This is a genomic window from Streptomyces sp. CA-135486 (assembly GCF_050936555.1).
In the GTDB taxonomy this organism is placed as follows: domain Bacteria; phylum Actinomycetota; class Actinomycetes; order Streptomycetales; family Streptomycetaceae; genus Streptomyces.
The window spans coordinates 346,645-363,519 of record NZ_JBNJMM010000002.1 but is presented as its reverse complement, the minus strand read 5'-3'; the positions used below and the strand labels follow the sequence as shown (position 1 = coordinate 363,519).

The window sequence follows — 16,875 nt, the reverse complement described above, 5'->3', positions numbered from 1 at the left end:
GCGTCTTCAGCTTGAGTCCCAGGCCGGCGATCTTCCAGGGCCTAATTCGGGACGAAGAGGTCGTGGGTTCAAATCCCGCCACCCCGACAGCTGAAACACCAGGTCAGGCCCGGGTCGTCAGGTGACGACCCGGGCCTGATGTGTTGTGCGTGACCATCTGCGTGACGGCCGCTTCGTATCGACCCCTGACACTGCGAGACGCAGCTCTGTCGCAGCTCAACGGGAGTCCACTCCCTCGCGTTCCTCCTCCGCCCTTATTGATCGTTTGGCGGAAGGCTCGCTATCGACCGCGCAGCGCTTCCTCGACCCGGGCCAGATCAGGTGCACCGATGCGCTGATAGATCGCCTGTGCCTGCCTCAGCCTGGCGAGGCCCTCGGTCGTGTCGTCGGAGCGGAGGAGGCAGTGGCCCAGCCCCTCGTCAGCACGGGCCTCCAGGAGCGGGGCGCCGATCTCCCGCGCCGGCTCCAGTGAATGGTTGAACGTGTCCCTGGCAGGGTCGTGTTCGCCGTGGCGGAGCAGAAGCTCTCCCTGGGTGATCACGGTGTCGGTCAGACCATGACGGTGCCCGAATTCAGTGTGCAGATGGAGCGCCGATGCGAGATCGGCCTCCGCGCCGGCACGGTCTCCCAGCAGATCCTTCACGACCGCGAGTTCCTTGAGCGTGCAGCCCTCGCCGTATCGAAAGGCGAACTCACGGTGCAGGCTGAGCGCCTGGAGCAGCGTACTGAGGGCCGTTGCGTGCTCGCCGGAAAGACGGTGGGCCACGCCCAGGTCGGTCAGGGCCAGTCCCATCCCGTAGCGGCTGCCGAGTCGGCGGTGCAGATCCACCGCCGAGGTGAGCGTGGTGATCGCGGCGCGAAGGTTTCCGGTGAGGTATTCGACGACACCCAATTCCTTGAGGGAGTAGGCCTCCCCGAACGTGTTGCCGAGCTCGGTATGGAGGCTCATCCCGTGGGCGACATGTGTCGCGGCTGCCGGGTAGTCGCCCATGAGGTAGGAGGCCACAGCCAATTCGTTGTACGCGAAGGCCAGGCCGTAGGGTTTGCCGATTTCCTGGAACATCTCCAGTGCACGCGCCTGCGAGGCGAGCGACGCATGCAGGTTTCCCATCAGGAAATACATGGTGCCGAGTTCATGGAGCGTGTTGGCCTCGCCGAGCTTGTTGTCGAGAGTTCGGTAGAGCGCTCCGGCCTGCTCCTGGCTGACCCGGTCGGCGGCGTAGTCCGAGCAGAGGCGTTGCGCGACGCCCAATTCGTGCACGGCGTTCGCTTCGCCGAGGCGGTCGCCGACCTCCCGATAGGCTCTCTGTGCCTGCTGTTGGCTGCGTACCGCGGCCGGGTATTGGCCTTGCAGCCGTTGCACTGACCCAAGATTTCCCAGAGCCAGGCCCTGCCCGAGGCGGTCCCCCGTCCGGATCGCCGCTTCCAGAGCGCACTGGTGCACAGCGACTGCTTCGTCCCAATGCCCTTGGATGCGGAGGAAGTCGTTCAGCGCTGCCGCGATGTAGATCGCGTGAGTGGGACGGGCGCGGAAGGCGGCGAAGTCGACGGCGGCGTGCAGGTTGGCACGCTGTTCTCGCAGCCAGTCGAGGGCCTGTGCGGAGCTGTTGATCTCGGGTGTCCAGGCGGGAGGCCGGTTCACCGTCGGCCGGGCCGAGGCGGGAGCCCGCCCGATGACGAAATGTGCGGCGTGCTGTGCCGTGTGCAGGTAGTAGTCCAGCATGCGGTCCAGTGCGGTCTCGGTTTCCAGCACCAAGTCCAGGGAGACCAGGGACTTTGCTTTCTGCCGCACGAGGTCGTGCATGCGGTAGCTGCCACGCGCGGGTTCCTCGATGAGGTGGTGCATGAAGAGGTCGTCGAGCAGCTCTTGCGCCGTTGCCAGCTCCATGTCGGCGAGGGCCGCGGCGACGTACGCGTCGATCTCCGAGCCGGGGTGCAGACCGAGCCGCCGGAACATGAGCTGAGGGTCGGGAGCGAGGTCATGGTAGGAAAGATCGAACGCTGAAGCCACGGAGTCGTCTTCGGCACGCATTGCCGCAATCCGGTTCTGTGTCCGCGTGAGGTCGGTTACGAGGTCCCGGACGGTCCAGCTCGGATGGTGGGCCAGCTTCCCCGCGGTGAGCCGAATGGCCAGCGGCAGGTAGCCGCACAGGCGTACGACCTCCTCGACATGGGGGTCCGAGGGAAAGAGGCCCGGGCGGGCTGCCAGGCGCGAGAAGAGCACGGTCGCCTCTGTCGGCGGGAGTGTTTCCAGGCTGATCGGAACCACCCCTTCCAGCGCGGTAAGCCGGCGTCGGCTAGTGATCAGGACCAGGCAACCCGGGGATCCGGGCAGCAAGTGACGAATCTGCTCACTCGATACAGCATCGTCCAGCAGTAGCAATATCCTCTTGGTGCGCAGTTGCTGTCGCCACAGTGCCGACCGTGTCTGCCGATCCGTGGGGATCCGGCTGGCGGGTACCCCTACTGCGAGAAGCAGCGATGCGAGAGCGTCTGACGGGTCGACCGGGCGTTGCCCCGGGGTATGACCATGCAGATGGAGAAAGAGCTGGCCGTCCTGGAATCGCGGGGCGAGAAAGTGCGCGGTGCGCAGGGCGAGGGCAGTCTTTCCGATTCCCGCCATTCCGTCTATCGCGTGAATGTCAATGGCCCCGGTGTCCGGGTCGGCCGAGTCCAGGACCTGCACAATCCGTTCCAGCTCGGCACCGCGCCCGGTGAAGGACGCGATGTCGCGGGGCAGACTGAACGTCGCAGCCGCCCTTGCCGGCACCGCGAGTTCGGTGATCTGCACCCCGAGCACTTCGAGTCGGCCCATGATTTCGGCCGTGTCGAGGGCGCGGACCAGCTCCGTCAGTTCTCCGGCGGCGGCATATTGGCGCAGGCCGGTGACGACAGCTTCGGAGACCTGTCCGACGAATTCCGCCGGCTCCATGTCCACCACGTCGGCGAAGGGGCGGCCGGTCGCATCGGCGACCCACTGCTCCAATTCGACCATCTGGCCTGCTACGGCGGCCGTCAGGGCGTCCCGCACGGACGGCGAACCGCCGAAGCTCAATTTTGGCGATGCGGCGAAGTGGCGAGCGAGTCCCCGCTCCAGCACGGGCCGAACCGCTGGGTCCGCCTGGGCCACGACCGTCGCCAAGGCGCGACTCACGGTCTTCTTGAGCGATCGCTCGTCGTGTTGACCTCTGACCAGACGGACGCCGGAGTCGCTGCAGAAAGCCACCAGCCAACCCACAACAGCGCTTACGACATCGATCGCCACCACCGTGATGCGGCCCTCCCGCCAACGCTCACGCGACGACGGTCACGAACTGCCGTCGCCACGGATCAGGCAGTGCCAGATGCAGGATGTTCGACACTCTTCGTGTTCAAGAGAACGTGCCCAGTAAGCATAGCGGGTAGCGGCCGCAATTGGTCCGGCCATTCCGCTCAGCAGCCACTGTCTCCCTCGGTTTGACGACGCGTGTCGCGGCGAGCCAGGCGTAGCCGTCATCGCCCTCATGGTCTGCCGGTTAGGGCGGTGCTGTCATGTTCACTCCGTCACCCGTATGGCCGCGTCCGGGTCGCCGCCCCCAGGCCTGCCGAACAGGCTCGGTGTCATCTCGACGAAGGAGCCTGCTATGGCAAAGACAACAACCCAGCCCAGCGCCTCGCAGCATTCCGAACGAGGCCACGGTGGCCGCAGCATGTGGGCGGTCGGCGGCGCCATGTTCGCCGGTGTTCTGATGGTCGTCGAAGGCGTACTCATGATTCTCCAGGGCATCGTGGGAATTGCGAAGGACGACGTCTACGCACAGATCGGCAACTATGTCTTCGAGTTCGACTCGACCGCCTGGGGCTGGACCCACCTCATCCTCGGCGTGATCGTGGCCCTCGTCGGCGCGGCCATCCTCAGAGGGACCGGCTGGGGTCGTGTCTTGGGTGTGCTGCTGGCCTCGCTCGCCCTCATTGCCAACTTCATGTGGCTTCCGTACCAGCCCGTTTGGGCCATCGTCTCGATCGCCATCGCGGTCTTTGTGATCTGGGCGCTGTGCACGGACCGAGGGGACCGAGGGCGTTCGTCGGCCTACTGACGAGCCTCTGCCGCAGTCGTATCGCTCAACGCCGGGAAATCCTGGCGGACAGCGAACGTCACCGGGTCCAGGCCCTCCCTCCACAGGGCGTCGTTGTCACGACAACGACGCCCTGTGGAGTGCCTGTCGGCAGGCCTGGATCGCAGGGTGCCGGCTGCGGCCCCGGCGTACCGCCGTGAAAAGCCTGCGGGACGCATGGCCGCGCGGGAGCTGGTGCAGGGGGACGGTCGGTGCACGGCCGCCCCAGACCAGGTCCGGGAGCAGGGCGGCCGCGTGGCCCTGTTCGACGAGGCGCAGATGGAGGAGGAGGTCCGTGGACTCGAAGCGGACGTCAGGTTCGAACCCGGGCACTGCGGCAGAGGGTCATCGCCCAGTGCCGGGCGGCCGTGCCCTCCGGCTCCATCACCTCCCGGAGAGCGCGCAGTGATCAACGTCGACGGCGGACCGCCTGAGTCGGTCCCTCCCGGACCTACTTCTCGGGCGCGTAGAAGCCGGTCGTGGCACGCACCGCGGCGGCCGCCACGTCCGCCGGCGCGCCCGACGCCTCGTACGCCGCACCCCATGCCTCGCTGCTGCGGGTCATGAACTCCCGGCCATCGTCCGAGACCTGCCAGGCCGCCGGGTCCTCGACCGAGCGTCCGCGCAGATGGATACCGAGGCCGAAGACCGCCAGATCCCATCCGACGCCCACCGCACCGGGGCCGAACTGGTCCCACATCCCCGGCGGTACGACCGCGACATGCTCCAGCTCGAAGACGGTTCGCCGGCCGCCCTCGCCGCCCCGGCCGCCCTCGACGGGCTCGTTTGCCGGGCGGGGCTCGGGTGTCAGCCGCACCTCGACCTCGCCGAAGCCCGGGCTCTCGCCGAACAGCCAGCTCACCCTCAACAGCTTCGGCGGCTCGCACCGCAGGATCTCGCCGCCCGCGTTGCCCTCCAGCCGGTAGTGGCCGCCCGGCCGCAGATCGCCACTGACCGGCAGGAACCACCGGCCGATGCGTTCGGGGTCGGTGCATGCGTCCCACACATCTGCGGCCGCGGCCTCGTACGTACGCCGCAGCAGGACCGTGCGCGCCTCGCCCTGCGCGACGGACCGGCTGCCGACCTCGCGGCTGACGTGATCGATGTGATCGACGATGTCACTCATCACTGCTTCTCCTGCTCATTCCTCTTGCGGCGGTCGTTGCGGAAACGGTCCAGCCACAGATCGACCTCACGCAGGGGCGCGGTGTCGACGGCGTAGAGCCGCCGGGTGCCCTCCGCCCGTACGGAGGCGAAGCCCCTCTCGCGGAGCACTCGCAGATGCTGCGACACGGCGGGCTGAGAGATCCCGAACTCGCTCTGGATCACGGCGCTGACCGCGCCCGACTGCTGCTCACCCTCGGCGAGCAGCTCCAATATCCGGCGTCGCACCGGATCTCCCAGTACGTCGAATGCGTGCACGTTCCCCACTATGCCCATGCCGAGCACCGTTTATATAAGTCAAAACTTAACGAATGTGGGGAACCCGCGCCGGGGGCCGCTCGTTGCCCCGGTGGGCAAAGGAATCGTCAAGAGGCGCGGCCCGCGCCGGATTGCGCAGGGGATTTCCATGGGAGTCAGCCTTTCCAAGGGCGGCAACGTTTCGCTCAGCAAGGAGGCCCCGGGCCTGTCTGCGGTCGTCGTGGGCCTGGGCTGGGACGTACGCAGCACCACCGGCACCGACTTCGACCTGGACGCCAGCGCCCTGCTGGTGGACGCCAACGGCAAGGTCGTGTCCGACCAGCACTTCGTCTTCTTCAACAACCTCAAGAGTCCGGAAGGCTCCGTCGAGCACACCGGAGACAACCTCACGGGTGAGGGCGAGGGCGACGACGAGCAGATCAAGGTGAACCTGTCGGGCGTGCCCGCCGAGGTCGACAAGATCGTGTTCCCGGTCTCGATCCACGAGGGCGAGAGCCGCCAGCAGTCCTTCGGCCAGGTGCGCAACGCATTCATCCGCGTCGTCAACCAGGCCGGCGGCGCCGAGCTCGCCCGGTACGACCTGAGCGAGGACGCCTCGACCGAGACGGCGATGGTCTTCGGCGAGCTGTATCGCAACGGCGCGGAGTGGAAGTTCCGCGCGGTCGGCCAGGGCTACGCGTCGGGCCTGCGCGGCATCGCGCAGGACTTCGGCGTCAACATCTGAGCCGCACCTGGCAGTTCCGCGGGTCTGGCCTCCTCGGGGGTCGGACCCGCAGACCCGGTTCCGGGCGACCGGCCGCCGGGGACCGTGAAGCGCTTCGACAGCCTCTCCGGCCCGAGGAGGACCACAGCGTGGCGACCGACACACCGACCGGCCACGAGCAGCTGACGCCGCCGCCCGGCGTGGAGCTGCTCTGGTCCGGCCGGGTCCGTGACCATGCCGAGGACGCCGCAGCCCACCGGCACCTCCTTGACGCCGGAGAGGCCGCGCGTCTGCTCGCCTTCCACCGGGACACTGATCGGGACGCCTTCGCCGTCGCGCATGTGGCGCTGCGCAGGCTGCTCGGCGAGCGGCTCGGACTTGCCCCGGAGTCGGTGACGCTGACGCGCGAACCGTGCGCCAACTGCGGCGGCCCGCACGGGCGGCCCGTCGTCCCCGGGAACCCCGTGCACTTCTCGCTCTCCCACACGGCCGGCCTGGTGCTGATCGCCCTCGCCGGGGCGCCGGTCGGCGTCGATGTCGAAGGCGTACCCGACCGCGGCACCACCGCGGAGGTCGCGACCCAGCTGCACCCGCGGGAGCGTACGGAACTGGCCTCGCTGCCCACTGCGGAGCGCCCCACCGCGTTCGCCCGTTGCTGGACCCGTAAGGAGGCTCTCCTGAAGGCGACCGGCGCCGGGCTGAACGAGGAGCTGTCCCTCACATACGTGGGAACCGGCCCACAACCTGCCGCGAACGCCGACTGGTTGCTGTCCGACCTGGCTACCGACCCCGGCCATGCGGCAGCCGTGGCCGTCCGCCGCCACCCGTCGATGCCGCGGTCACGCAATCAGCCGCGCACCGGAGACTGAGCCCATGGAGTTCGTCGTTTTCATGACCCTCCCGGGGCTGGTGATCCTGCTCGTCGGCATAGCCTTCGGCGACCAACTACTGCGTGCGACAGGTCGGGGCCGACGGCGCGGCCAGGTTTCCGCGACCGGGTTCGAGCAGCTGCATGCGACCTTCTCGCCCGGCAAGCAGAGCGAGCTCAAGGAACGGCAGAGCGCGCTGCTGATGAAGGACGACGAGGAGGACGGAGCTCCGCCGCATCGGTCCACGGTCGACCTGGACGGTGGCCGTGCGGTGGTACGGCTGCCGCGCGTGCCGAAGGCTCAGTAACGCCCGCCCTAGTAGCGCTCGACCAGGTGCTCGCGGCCCGGCGGGGGTTCGTACGCCTCGGGCCAGAAGTCCGTGACGGTCGTGATCCGGCCCTCCTCGTCGGCGGTGAAGAAGGTGACCGCGTAGATCTCCTCAAGGCCGACCGTGACGTGTACCCAGGTGACGGCCTGCTCGGAGTCGGCCACGATCCGCTGGATGCGCAGCTGCCAGTCGCCGGGGTACTCGCGGTTGAACCGGACGTACCTGTCCCTGCCTCGTATGCGTTCGCGGGTCTGCGGCAGGTCGTAGAGCACGTCCTCGGCGAGCGTGGACGCGAAAGTGGACCAGTCGCGGGCCTCCGCCGCCGACCAGAAGCTCTCAACTGTCTTGTGCAGTTCGGTCATACGGCGAGTGTGCACCGCACCACTGACAATCAGGCCGGCCCTGGACTCGCGCCAGTCCGAGCGGCTGGAGAGTACATGCCAACGAAGTTATCCACAGGCTGCGGGCCATGCGAACGGGTTGTCGGGGGCCCGGCGCAGAATGGGGTCATGACTGAGATCACTGACTCCAAGCCGGAGCCGACCGGCATGACGGACTGGGAGAAGCGCTTCCGCGCGCCGCGCGTCTCCCTGCCCGACTGGGCGGAGGACGCGCCGGACCGCTCGCTCTTCGTGTCGAACGCCACGGGGACATACGAGCTGTACGCATGGGACAGGGCGACGGGCGAGCAGCGGCAGGCGACGGACCGGCCGAACGGCACGACGGACGGCGTGCTTTCGCCCGACGGCTCGGCGATCTGGTGGTTCTCGGACACGGACGGGGACGAGTTCGGGGTCTGGATGCGGCAGCCCTTCGGCGGCGGAGCCGACGAGCCCGCCGCTCCGGGGCTCGAGCCTTCGTACCCGGCGGGGCTGGCCATCGGCCGGGACGGCACCTCGGTGATCGGCCGGTCTACCGACGAGGACGGCACGACGATCCATGTCGTACGGGCGGGCGCGGAGCCGGTCGAGATCTACCGGCACCGGGAGTCGGCCGGGGTCGGCGATCTCTCGCACGACGGGACGCTGGTCGCGATCGAGCACACCGAGCACGGGGACGCGATGCACTCGGCGCTGCGGGTGGTGCGCCTCGGGGGCACCACCCACGCCGAAGGCTCCGGCGGAGCCACCACGGTGGCCGAGCTGGACGACACGAAGGGGGGCACCAAGGAACTGGGGCTTGAAGTCCTCGGCTTCGCTCCGGTGGACGGGGACACCCGGCTGCTCGTCGGGCATCAGCGGCGCGGCCGCTGGGAGCCGATGATCTGGGACGTCGCCTCGGGCGAAGAGACCGATCTCGCGATAGATCTGCCGGGCGATGTGAACGCCGAGTGGTATCCGGACGGCTCCGGGCTGCTGGTCGCGCACAGCTTCGAGGCGCGCGGCGAGCTGTGGCGGTACGACCTGGCGACGCGCGAGCTGGTGCGGATCGAGACGCCGACCGGTTCGGTCTCGGGCGCGACCGCCCGGCCGGACGGGGAGGTGGAGTATCTGTGGTCGTCGGCCGCGCTGCCGCCGCAGGTGCGCTCGACCGCGGGTGGCGTTGTGCTCGACCCTCCGGGGATGAAGGCGCCGGGGTCCGTGCCGGTGGAGGACGCGTGGGTGGAGGGGCCGGGAGGCCGTATCCATGCGCTGGTGCAGAGGCCGGCCGGCGCGACGGGTCCGCTGCCGACCGTCTTCGAGATCCACGGCGGCCCCACCTGGCACGACAGTGACGCCTTCGCGGCGGGCCCGGCGGCCTGGATCGACCAGGGGTACGCGGTGGTACGGGTCAACTACCGCGGCTCGACGGGGTACGGACGGGAGTGGACGGACGCCCTCAAGCACCGGGTCGGGCTGATCGAGCTGGAGGACATCGCGGCGGTCCGCGAGTGGGCGGTGGCGTCCGGGCTCGCGGACCCGGCGAAGCTGATACTGGCGGGCGGCTCCTGGGGCGGCTATCTGACCCTGCTCGGTCTCGGCACCCAGCCGGAGGCGTGGGCGCTGGGGCTTGCGGCGGTCCCGGTCGCGGACTACGTCACGGCGTACCACGACGAGATGGAAGCCCTGAAGGCGATGGACCGCACGCTGCTCGGCGGCACCCCGGAGGAGGTCCCGGAGCGGTTCGAGGCCTCGTCGCCGCTGACATATGTGGACGCGGTGCGGGCGCCGGTCTACATCTCCGCGGGCGTCAACGACCCGCGGTGTCCGATCCGCCAGGTCGAGAACTATGTGGACAGGCTGGCGGCGCGGGGCGCGGTGCACGAGGTGTACCGGTACGACGCGGGGCACGGGTCGCTCGTCGTGGAGGAGCGGATCAAGCAGGTGCGGCTGGAGATCGCCTTCGCAGCCGAGCACCTGGGACAGGGGGCGCACCCGGGTTAACCGGAGGGGTGGGCCCAGAGCCCGCGGGCACGTTCCGTACCGTGGAGGGGTGTACCGGTTCCTGCTGACGCCCCGCTGGTGGGGGATCAATATCTTCGTCGTGCTGGCGATCCCCTTCTGCGTCTTCATGGGCTCCTGGCAGCTCGGCAAGTTCGAGGAACGCGTGCACACGCACCAGGAGGCGGAGCGGAAGCCGGCGCCCGGTGAGCAGAAGGCCGCGCCCGTCGACGAGTTGCTGCCGGTCGACAAGGAGACGTCGGGGCGGCAGGCAACCGCCGCCGGGCAGTACGGGAAGCAGTTCCTGGTGCCGGACCGGGAGCTGGACGGCAAGAACGGCTCGTATGTGCTGACGCTGCTGAAGACCGACGGCGGTCGGACGCTGCCCGTGGTCCGCGGCTGGCTGCCGAAGGGGGGCCAGGTCCCCGCGGCGCCCGCTGGCCGGGTCACCGTGGCCGGTGCGCTACAGGCCTCCGAGACGCCCGGCACGGACGGGGTCCAGGCGTCCGGCGGGCTGCCCAGCGGCCAGCTGGGGATGATCAGCGCGGCCTCGCTCGTGAACCTCGTGCCGGACGACGTGTACGACGCGTGGGTCACCCTGACCGCGGCGGACAGCGGGCTGACGGCGGTGCCCGCGGTGGCGCCGGAGGGCAGCGGTCTTGACCTCAAGGCGTTTCAGAACCTCGGCTACACCGGGGAGTGGTTCGTCTTCGCGGGCTTCGTGCTGTTCATGTGGTTCCGGCTGCTGCGGCGCGATGCGGAGGCGGCACGGGACAGTGCGCTGGGCCTGGACCCGGAGCCGGAGACCGGCCCCGATCCGGAGACGGGCCACGGAGCCGCCGACCGGCCCGTCGCCGGACCCGGACCCGGGCCCGAAACCGGGCCCGGCGTAGGCCGAGCCTGACGACGCGCCTGCGGCCGGCTCCCGCGGCGGAGCCGCAGAGCGGATGCTTCCCTCACCCCGCGGGCCTACTTCGCCCGGCTTGCGCTGTCTCCCGAACGGGACGACGGCTTCACCTGCCGCCCGAGCGCCCGCTGCGTCGGCCGATGTGCCGCCAGACAGCCCGTTGGAATCTGAGCATCAGCACGCCCACCACGATCAGCAGCACGATGTTGAGCAGGAGTTGGGCCAGGGAGCCGCGCGCCTGGCTCCAGCTGGAGAACGCGCAGGAGACGCCGATGTCGGCGGCGGCCGGGATGGTGGTGACCGAGATGAAGACGCCGAGCAGCGCGCTCGTCCTGGCCTGGGTCAGAGACACGATCCCGACGATGCCGGCCAGCACCGCAACAACGACGGAGAAGAAGCCGGGGGTGTTGATCAGCGTGGAGACCGGCCTGATGCCCAGCTCGAATGCCTTGGGTTGAAGGCTGAGGCCCCGGATCGCCCTCGAGAACAAGAAGGTCACCACGATGGCCAGCAGGAATCCTGCGGTCAGGGCGAACAGGCCCTGCCGGATCCTGGTGCCGTTACCACGGTCGATGCCCAGCGCGACGCTGGTGATGGCACCGTACTCCGGTCCGACGACCATCGCCGCGACGATCAGGATCTGGGAGTTGGTGATGATTCCCACCGCCCCGATGACGCCTGCGATGACCAGGTAGACGTAGAAGCTCGGCAGATAGGTGCCCTCTGCGCGAATGCGCGCTTCCACCTCCTCCCAGACCGGCGCGTGCGCGAGCGCCCCGAGCTGCTTCTGCTCCGCCTCTGCCGCTGTGCCGGAGAGGGCCATTTCGACCGGCTCGATGACGATGGATCCCCGGCGGTCGATTTCCAGCTCGCGCAGCCCACGCAGCACGGCGTTGGCCGCGCCTGCCAGGATGTCGCACTCGACCGCGTCTCCGTCGGGGTTGTGCGCCAGTTGGGGAAGGACGACCAGATTGAAGACATAGCGGTCGTCGGTCAGCAACCCGACCGCACGGGGAGTGAGATCAGGGGGGCTCACCACTCGGAGGTGGATCATCTCCATGCGCAACCTCCATCGCCCGGCCGGCGGCCGTACCGAGGCGCGGCAGCGCCCGTGCACCGGGCCAGGGGCCACCTGCGCCCGGCAATTCCCAGCCAGTAACGCCCGCCGGAAGGACGGTCAGCAAGCCGAGTGAGGCACTCGGCTCCAGCGGCCACGGTCGCTTCGGGTGCCCGGCCGAGGCCCCGGCTGCGGCGGGCCTGCGGCAGGTCGCCGTCGCGCCGTAAGGGTGCCGGCCCGCGGACTGTCGTCGCCGACGGCCGTGGGGCGAGTGTTCGTCGACCGCCTCGACGTGGCAAAGGCGAGCGCTCGTCGACCGCCTCGACGTGGCAAGGGCGAGCGCTCGTCGACCGCCTCGACGTGGCGAGGGCGAGCGTCTGGTCGGATAGTGGGGCGTAGGGGGCGTCTTCCGAGCGTCGGAGCAGCTATGGACCGCTACCCTCCCATCGCCGAGCACGGCCTGGTGGGCGACCTGCAGACCGCGGCGCTCATCTCGTCACAGGGCGTCGTCGACTGGTTCGCCGCTCCCCGGTTCGACTCGCCCAGCATCTTCGCCGCCCTGCTCGACCACGACGGCGGCGGGTACATGCGGCTGGCCCCCGAGAATCCCCACGCGGCCTGCAAACAGCTCTACTACCCCGACACGGCCATTCTGGTGACCCGATTCATGTCGTCCGACGGCGTGGGCGAGGTGGTCGACTTCATGCCGCCGGACCAGACCCGCACCGCCACCGACCGTCACACCCTGGTCCGCGTGGTGCGTGCCGTGCGGGGTACCGTCGACTTCGTACTCGAGTGCCGGCCGCGCTTCGACTACGGCCGGGCCAAGCACACACTCGAGCTCGGCGAGAACGACGGCCTGTTCCGGGCCCCCGGGATCGACGCGCACCTGCACAGCACCTTCCCGCTGGAGCAGGACGGCCAGGACGTACGTGGCAGAGTGACGCTCCGCGCCGGCGAAGTCGGCGGCGCAGTGTTCACCGTTTGCGCGTCCGGCGGCGAGGCGCCCGCACGCCCCACCGCCGACGGGGTCACCGCACAGGTCCAGGAGACCGCCCGCTTCTGGCAGCACTGGCTGCGCCAGTCCCGCTACCGGGGCCGCTGGCCCGAGCTGGTGCACCGCTCGGTCATCACCCTCAAGCTCCTCACCTACGCCCCCACCGGCGCGCTGATCGCGGCGGCCACCATGGGCCTGCCCGAGCAGATCGGCGGAGAGCGCAACTGGGACTACCGGTTCACCTGGGTACGCGACGGCGCGCTGTCCGTGCGGGCGATGCTGGACCTCGGCTTCGTCGAGGAGGCCACCGCCTTCGTCCACTGGCTCGTGGACAGGCTGCATGAGCGCGAGGGCAAGGAGGAAGAACCGCTCCAGACGATGTACCGGATCGACGGCAGCCCCGACCTGCCGGAGGAGACACTCGATCACTTCGAGGGATACCGCGGCTCCTCCCCTGTCCGCATCGGCAACGGCGCCGCCGACCAGCTCCAGCTGGACATCTACGGCGAGGTCCTCTACGCGCTGTCCCAGGGCCGAGGGATCGGGCAGCAGGCCAACTACCGGGGGTGGAAGGCGCTGACCAGGACGTTGGACTGGTTCGCCGACGCCTGGGACCGGCCGGACGAGGGCATCTGGGAGACTCGCGGCGGTCGCCAGGACTTCACCTACAGCCGGGTGATGTCCTGGGTCGCCTTCGACCAAGGGCTGAGCCTGGCCGAGCACTTCCGCAGGCCGGCCGACCTGGAGAAGTGGCGCAGCGCCAGGGACGCCATCCTCGAACAGGTCATGGAACGCGGCTGGAGCGACAAGGAAGGCGCCTTCGTCCAGCGCTACGGCGGCGACGTCCTGGACGCCTCCCTGCTGCTCATGCCGCGGGTCGAGTTCATCGCCCCGAAGGACCCGGCCTGGCTCTCCACGCTCGACGCGATGGACCGCAAGCTCGTCTCCGACAGCCTCGTCTACCGCTACGACCCGGAGGCATCGCCGGACGGGCTGCGCGGCTCGGAGGGCACTTTCAGTCTGTGTACCTTCCTCTACGTCGACGCGCTGGCCCGGGCGGGGCGGCTTTCCCAGGCCCGCTACACCTTCGAGAAGATGCAGACCTACGCCAACCACGTCGGGCTGTTCGCCGAGGAGGTCGGTCCGAGCGGGGAGCAACTGGGCAACTTCCCCCAGGCGTTCACCCATCTGTCGCTCATCATGGCGGCCATCACCCTCGACAAGGCGCTCGACGCGGAGGAGGGGCGCTGACCCATGGTCACGCATGCCCGTCCTGCAGGACCGCCACGACTGACCGCGGCCGAGTTCGGCGTGCTGTACCAGCGCCTGGTCTCGCGCGCCGCTTGGGCCGAGGGCGAGCGGGGTGCTCTGAACGCACTCACTCCTGCCCGGGTGCTGGCCGCCACCCGCGAGGTGCGGACCGGCCGGACGGTCACGCTCGCCGCGCCGGTGGAGACAGTGCCCGGTCCGGACAATCCACAGCCCGCGAAGCACCGGATGAGCGGGCAGCCGGAACAAGACGCTTCGAGCGGGCTCCACTTCGCAAGGGACAGCTTCGCGATGAATGTGCACGGCGACGCCGACAGCCACATCGACGCCCTGTGCCACGTGATCTACGACGGCACGCTGCACGGCGGAGTGGCCGCGAGCAGCGTCACGGCGGGCGGAGCCACGGCGCTCTCCATCGAGGCGGCTCGCGACGGGATTGTCGGACGCGGCGTGCTGCTGGACATCCCGCGGCTGCGCGGTGTGCCGTGGCTCGAACCCGGTGATCACGTGACCGCCGACGACCTCACCGCGGCCGAGACCGCCCAGGACGTCCGCGTGACCGAGGGCGGCCTTCTGTTCGTCCGGGTCGGCCACCGCCGCCGCCGCGCCGAACTGGGAGCGTGGCACGCGGCACAACTGCGGGCCGGGCTCCATCCGTCCGCGCTGGAGTTCCTGGCGGACCGGCGGGTCGCCGTGCTGGGCGGCGACGGGAACAACGACACAGCCCCGAGTTCCACCGAGGGCGTCGACTTCCCCGTGCATGTGCTGGCGGTCCACGCCATGGGCCTTCACCTGTTGGACTACCTGCAGTTCGAGGACCTGGCGCCGGTCTGCGAGGCGGAGGGGCGCTGGTCGTTCCTCTGCGTGATCGCCCCGCTGCGGCTCCCGGACGCCACCGGCTCACCGGTCAACCCGATCGCCGTACTGTGACGTCTCGGGCCCGGCCCCAGGTCAGGGCCGGCTGAGCTGTCGCCTCCGCCGTGTGGGCTGATCAGCGTGTGGGCGCGTGCCGGAGCGGATGCCCGGCCGGGAGCGGCCCGGGGTCGGTGACGTCGAGGGCCGAGGCGGCGAGCGCCGTGCGGGCAATCGGGTGAACAGGCACCTGTTCAGCTCCCGTCGGGTCGCCGCTGCCGGAACCGCCCGATAGCTTCCACATTGGCTCGGATGTGCCCGATTGTGCGGGCGTGCGTCCGGCACAGTGCGGCACAGCGGGTCCTCCAGACGGGCGCTACGGCCAGGACAGCCAACGACTCCTAGAACGGGACCTTCGCATGGCCGACGATCACCACTACGACGTCATCGTCATCGGTACGGGAGCGGGCGGCGGTACGCTCGCCCACCGGCTGGCCCCCACCGGCAAGCGGGTCCTGATCCTGGAGCGCGGCGACTACCTGCCCCGGGAGCGGGCCAACTGGGACTCCACCGCCGTCTTCGTCAAGGGCAAGTACCGTGCCCCCGAGTTCTGGTACGACAAGCACGGCAACCAGTTCCCCCCGGAGGTCAACTACTACGTCGGGGGCAACACCAAGTTCTACGGCGCCGCGCTCTTCCGGCTCCGGCCCGAGGACTTCGGCGAGTTGCGCCACCACGACGGTATCTCACCGGCCTGGCCGATCCACTACGAGGACCTGGAGCCGTACTACACGCAGGCGGAGCAGCTCTACCTTGTGCACGGGAGGCATGGCGAGGATCCGACCGAGGGTCCGGCCGGCGGACAGTATCCGCATCCTCCAGTGGAGCACGAGCCGCGCATCCAGCAGCTCAGCGACGACCTGGAGAAGAGGGGACTGCACCCTTTCCACCTGCCCATCGGCGTGAACCTGACCCAGGACGAGAACGGCCGGGCCACCCATGACAGCGTCTGCATCCGCTGCGACCGGGTCGACGGCTTCCCCTGCCTGGTGGGCGCCAAGTCCGACGCACAGGTGATCTGCGTCGACCCGGCGCTGAAGCACGACAACGTCACGATGGTGACGGGCGCCAACGTGCGGCATCTGGAGACCGACGCGACCGGACGCACCGTCACCAGGGTCGTCGCCGAACTGGCGGACGGAACGACCGAGGGATTCGGCGCCGACATCGTGGTCGTCGCCTGTGGCGCGGTCAACTCCGCTGTCCTGCTGCTCCGTTCGGCGAACGACAAGCACCCCGGCGGCCTGGCCAACAGCTCGGACGTGGTGGGGCGCCACTACATGCGTCACAACAACCTGGCGCTGATGGCGGTGTCGAAGGAACCGAACCCCACCAAGTTCCAGAAGACCCTGGCGCTGCACGACTGGTACCTGGGCGCGGACGACTGGGACTACCCCCTCGGCGGCATCCAGATGCTCGGCAAGTCGGACGCCGACCAGATCCACGGCGAGGCGCCGCGCTGGGCCGGCGCGGTCTCGCCCGACATGCCGTTCGAGGTACTGGCGCACCACGCCGTCGACTTCTGGCTGTGCGGGGAGGACCTCCCGCTGCCCGGGAGCCGCGTCACCCTCGACAAGGACGACGCCATCCATCTGGCCCTGGACGAGAAGAACAACATGGCCGGTCTCAAGCGCCTCCAGCACAAGCTGCAGAAGATGCTCGGGCACCTGGGCATGCACGAGCACCACCTGCTGTCGCACAGCATCTACCTGCACAAGGGCATGCCGATCGGCGCCACCGCTCACCAGGCCGGCACCGTGCGATTCGGCGACGACCCGAAGAGTTCGGCCCTTGACGTCGATTGCAAGGCCCACGATCTCGACAACCTCTACGTCGTGGACACCAGCTTCTTCCCCAGCATCGGCGCGGTGAACCCGTCACTGACCGCCATCGCCAACGCCCTGCGGGTCGGTGACCACATCGCCGCCCGGCTGCGCTGACGGGGTGTCGCACGCGG

Annotated in this window: 13 protein-coding genes and 3 pseudogenes; 9 read left to right on the top strand and 7 right to left on the bottom strand. The window is 69.3% G+C overall.

Features of this window, described 5'->3' with window-relative positions; all coding sequences use genetic code 11:
- Positions 1-280: 280 nt before the first annotated feature.
- Entirely contained in the window at positions 281-3,265 is a 2,985-nt protein-coding gene (locus tag ACQEVG_RS20735) for an ATP-binding protein (protein WP_432986123.1), read from the bottom strand.
- Between the two features lie 358 nt (positions 3,266-3,623).
- Between ACQEVG_RS20735 and ACQEVG_RS20730 the strand changes: the two genes are divergently transcribed.
- Positions 3,624-4,076 carry a DUF7144 family membrane protein gene (locus tag ACQEVG_RS20730; protein ID WP_432986121.1) on the top strand — a complete coding sequence of 151 codons (453 nt, stop codon included), beginning with the start codon at positions 3,624-3,626 and terminating at the stop codon, positions 4,074-4,076.
- Positions 4,077-4,172: 96 nt separating this feature from the next.
- On the opposite strand, the pseudogene ACQEVG_RS20725 reads toward ACQEVG_RS20730, so the two are convergent.
- The 3 genes and pseudogenes from ACQEVG_RS20725 to ACQEVG_RS20715 all read right to left on the bottom strand — a co-directional run.
- Positions 4,173-4,482 (bottom strand): annotated as a pseudogene (locus tag ACQEVG_RS20725) (LysR substrate-binding domain-containing protein); the annotation flags it as partial.
- A 63-nt stretch (positions 4,483-4,545) separates the two neighbouring features.
- A complete protein-coding gene (locus ACQEVG_RS20720) occupies positions 4,546-5,220 on the bottom strand; it encodes an SRPBCC family protein (RefSeq protein WP_432986119.1) in 675 nt (224 codons plus the stop codon).
- Positions 5,221-5,258: 38 nt separating this feature from the next.
- Positions 5,259-5,534: pseudogene (locus ACQEVG_RS20715) on the bottom strand (ArsR/SmtB family transcription factor); the annotation flags it as partial.
- Between the two features lie 130 nt (positions 5,535-5,664).
- Here ACQEVG_RS20715 and ACQEVG_RS20710 point away from each other — a divergent pair.
- The 3 genes from ACQEVG_RS20710 (at position 5,665) to ACQEVG_RS20700 (ending at position 7,395) form a co-directional block, all read left to right on the top strand.
- Positions 5,665-6,240, top strand: coding sequence for a TerD family protein (locus tag ACQEVG_RS20710; protein WP_404725370.1), 576 nt, complete (start codon positions 5,665-5,667; stop codon positions 6,238-6,240).
- 128 nt (positions 6,241-6,368) lie between these two features.
- Positions 6,369-7,088 (top strand): 4'-phosphopantetheinyl transferase family protein, encoded by a 720-nt coding sequence (locus ACQEVG_RS20705; RefSeq protein WP_432986116.1) that lies wholly within the window; start codon positions 6,369-6,371, stop codon positions 7,086-7,088.
- A gap of 4 nt (positions 7,089-7,092) precedes the next feature.
- On the top strand, positions 7,093-7,395 hold the full coding sequence (locus ACQEVG_RS20700) for a DUF6191 domain-containing protein (RefSeq protein ID WP_432986114.1): 303 nt from the start codon (positions 7,093-7,095) through the stop codon (positions 7,393-7,395).
- 8 nt (positions 7,396-7,403) lie between these two features.
- Here the strand turns inward: ACQEVG_RS20700 and ACQEVG_RS20695 are convergent, their stop codons facing one another.
- Positions 7,404-7,778: a nuclear transport factor 2 family protein gene (locus ACQEVG_RS20695; protein WP_432986112.1), complete on the bottom strand. Its 375-nt coding sequence runs from the start codon at positions 7,776-7,778 to the stop codon at positions 7,404-7,406.
- 147 nt (positions 7,779-7,925) lie between these two features.
- Here ACQEVG_RS20695 and ACQEVG_RS20690 point away from each other — a divergent pair, with 147 nt between their 5' ends.
- Together ACQEVG_RS20690 and ACQEVG_RS20685 are read left to right on the top strand one after the other, a co-directional pair.
- Positions 7,926-9,779: a prolyl oligopeptidase family serine peptidase gene (locus tag ACQEVG_RS20690; RefSeq protein WP_432986110.1), complete on the top strand. Its 1,854-nt coding sequence runs from the start codon at positions 7,926-7,928 to the stop codon at positions 9,777-9,779.
- Between the two features lie 49 nt (positions 9,780-9,828).
- A complete protein-coding gene (locus tag ACQEVG_RS20685; RefSeq protein ID WP_432986108.1) occupies positions 9,829-10,680 on the top strand; it encodes an SURF1 family protein in 852 nt (283 codons plus the stop codon).
- A 109-nt stretch (positions 10,681-10,789) separates the two neighbouring features.
- Here ACQEVG_RS20685 and ACQEVG_RS20680 read toward each other — a convergent pair whose 3' ends face one another.
- Positions 10,790-11,743, bottom strand: coding sequence for a DUF389 domain-containing protein (locus ACQEVG_RS20680; protein WP_432986106.1), 954 nt, complete (start codon positions 11,741-11,743; stop codon positions 10,790-10,792).
- A 424-nt stretch (positions 11,744-12,167) separates the two neighbouring features.
- Here ACQEVG_RS20680 and ACQEVG_RS20675 point away from each other — a divergent pair, with 424 nt between their 5' ends.
- Positions 12,168-13,988 (top strand): glycoside hydrolase family 15 protein, encoded by a 1,821-nt coding sequence (locus ACQEVG_RS20675; RefSeq protein ID WP_432986104.1) that lies wholly within the window; start codon positions 12,168-12,170, stop codon positions 13,986-13,988.
- A 3-nt stretch (positions 13,989-13,991) separates the two neighbouring features.
- Positions 13,992-14,936: a cyclase family protein gene (locus tag ACQEVG_RS20670; RefSeq protein ID WP_432986102.1), complete on the top strand. Its 945-nt coding sequence runs from the start codon at positions 13,992-13,994 to the stop codon at positions 14,934-14,936.
- Positions 14,937-14,965: 29 nt separating this feature from the next.
- On the opposite strand, the pseudogene ACQEVG_RS20665 reads toward ACQEVG_RS20670, so the two are convergent.
- Positions 14,966-15,069 (bottom strand): annotated as a pseudogene (locus ACQEVG_RS20665) (dihydrofolate reductase); the annotation flags it as partial.
- 208 nt (positions 15,070-15,277) lie between these two features.
- Between ACQEVG_RS20665 and ACQEVG_RS20660 the strand changes: the two are divergent.
- Positions 15,278-16,858 carry a GMC oxidoreductase gene (locus ACQEVG_RS20660; protein WP_432986100.1) on the top strand — a complete coding sequence of 527 codons (1,581 nt, stop codon included), beginning with the start codon at positions 15,278-15,280 and terminating at the stop codon, positions 16,856-16,858.
- The last annotated feature ends 17 nt before the right edge of the window (positions 16,859-16,875 follow it).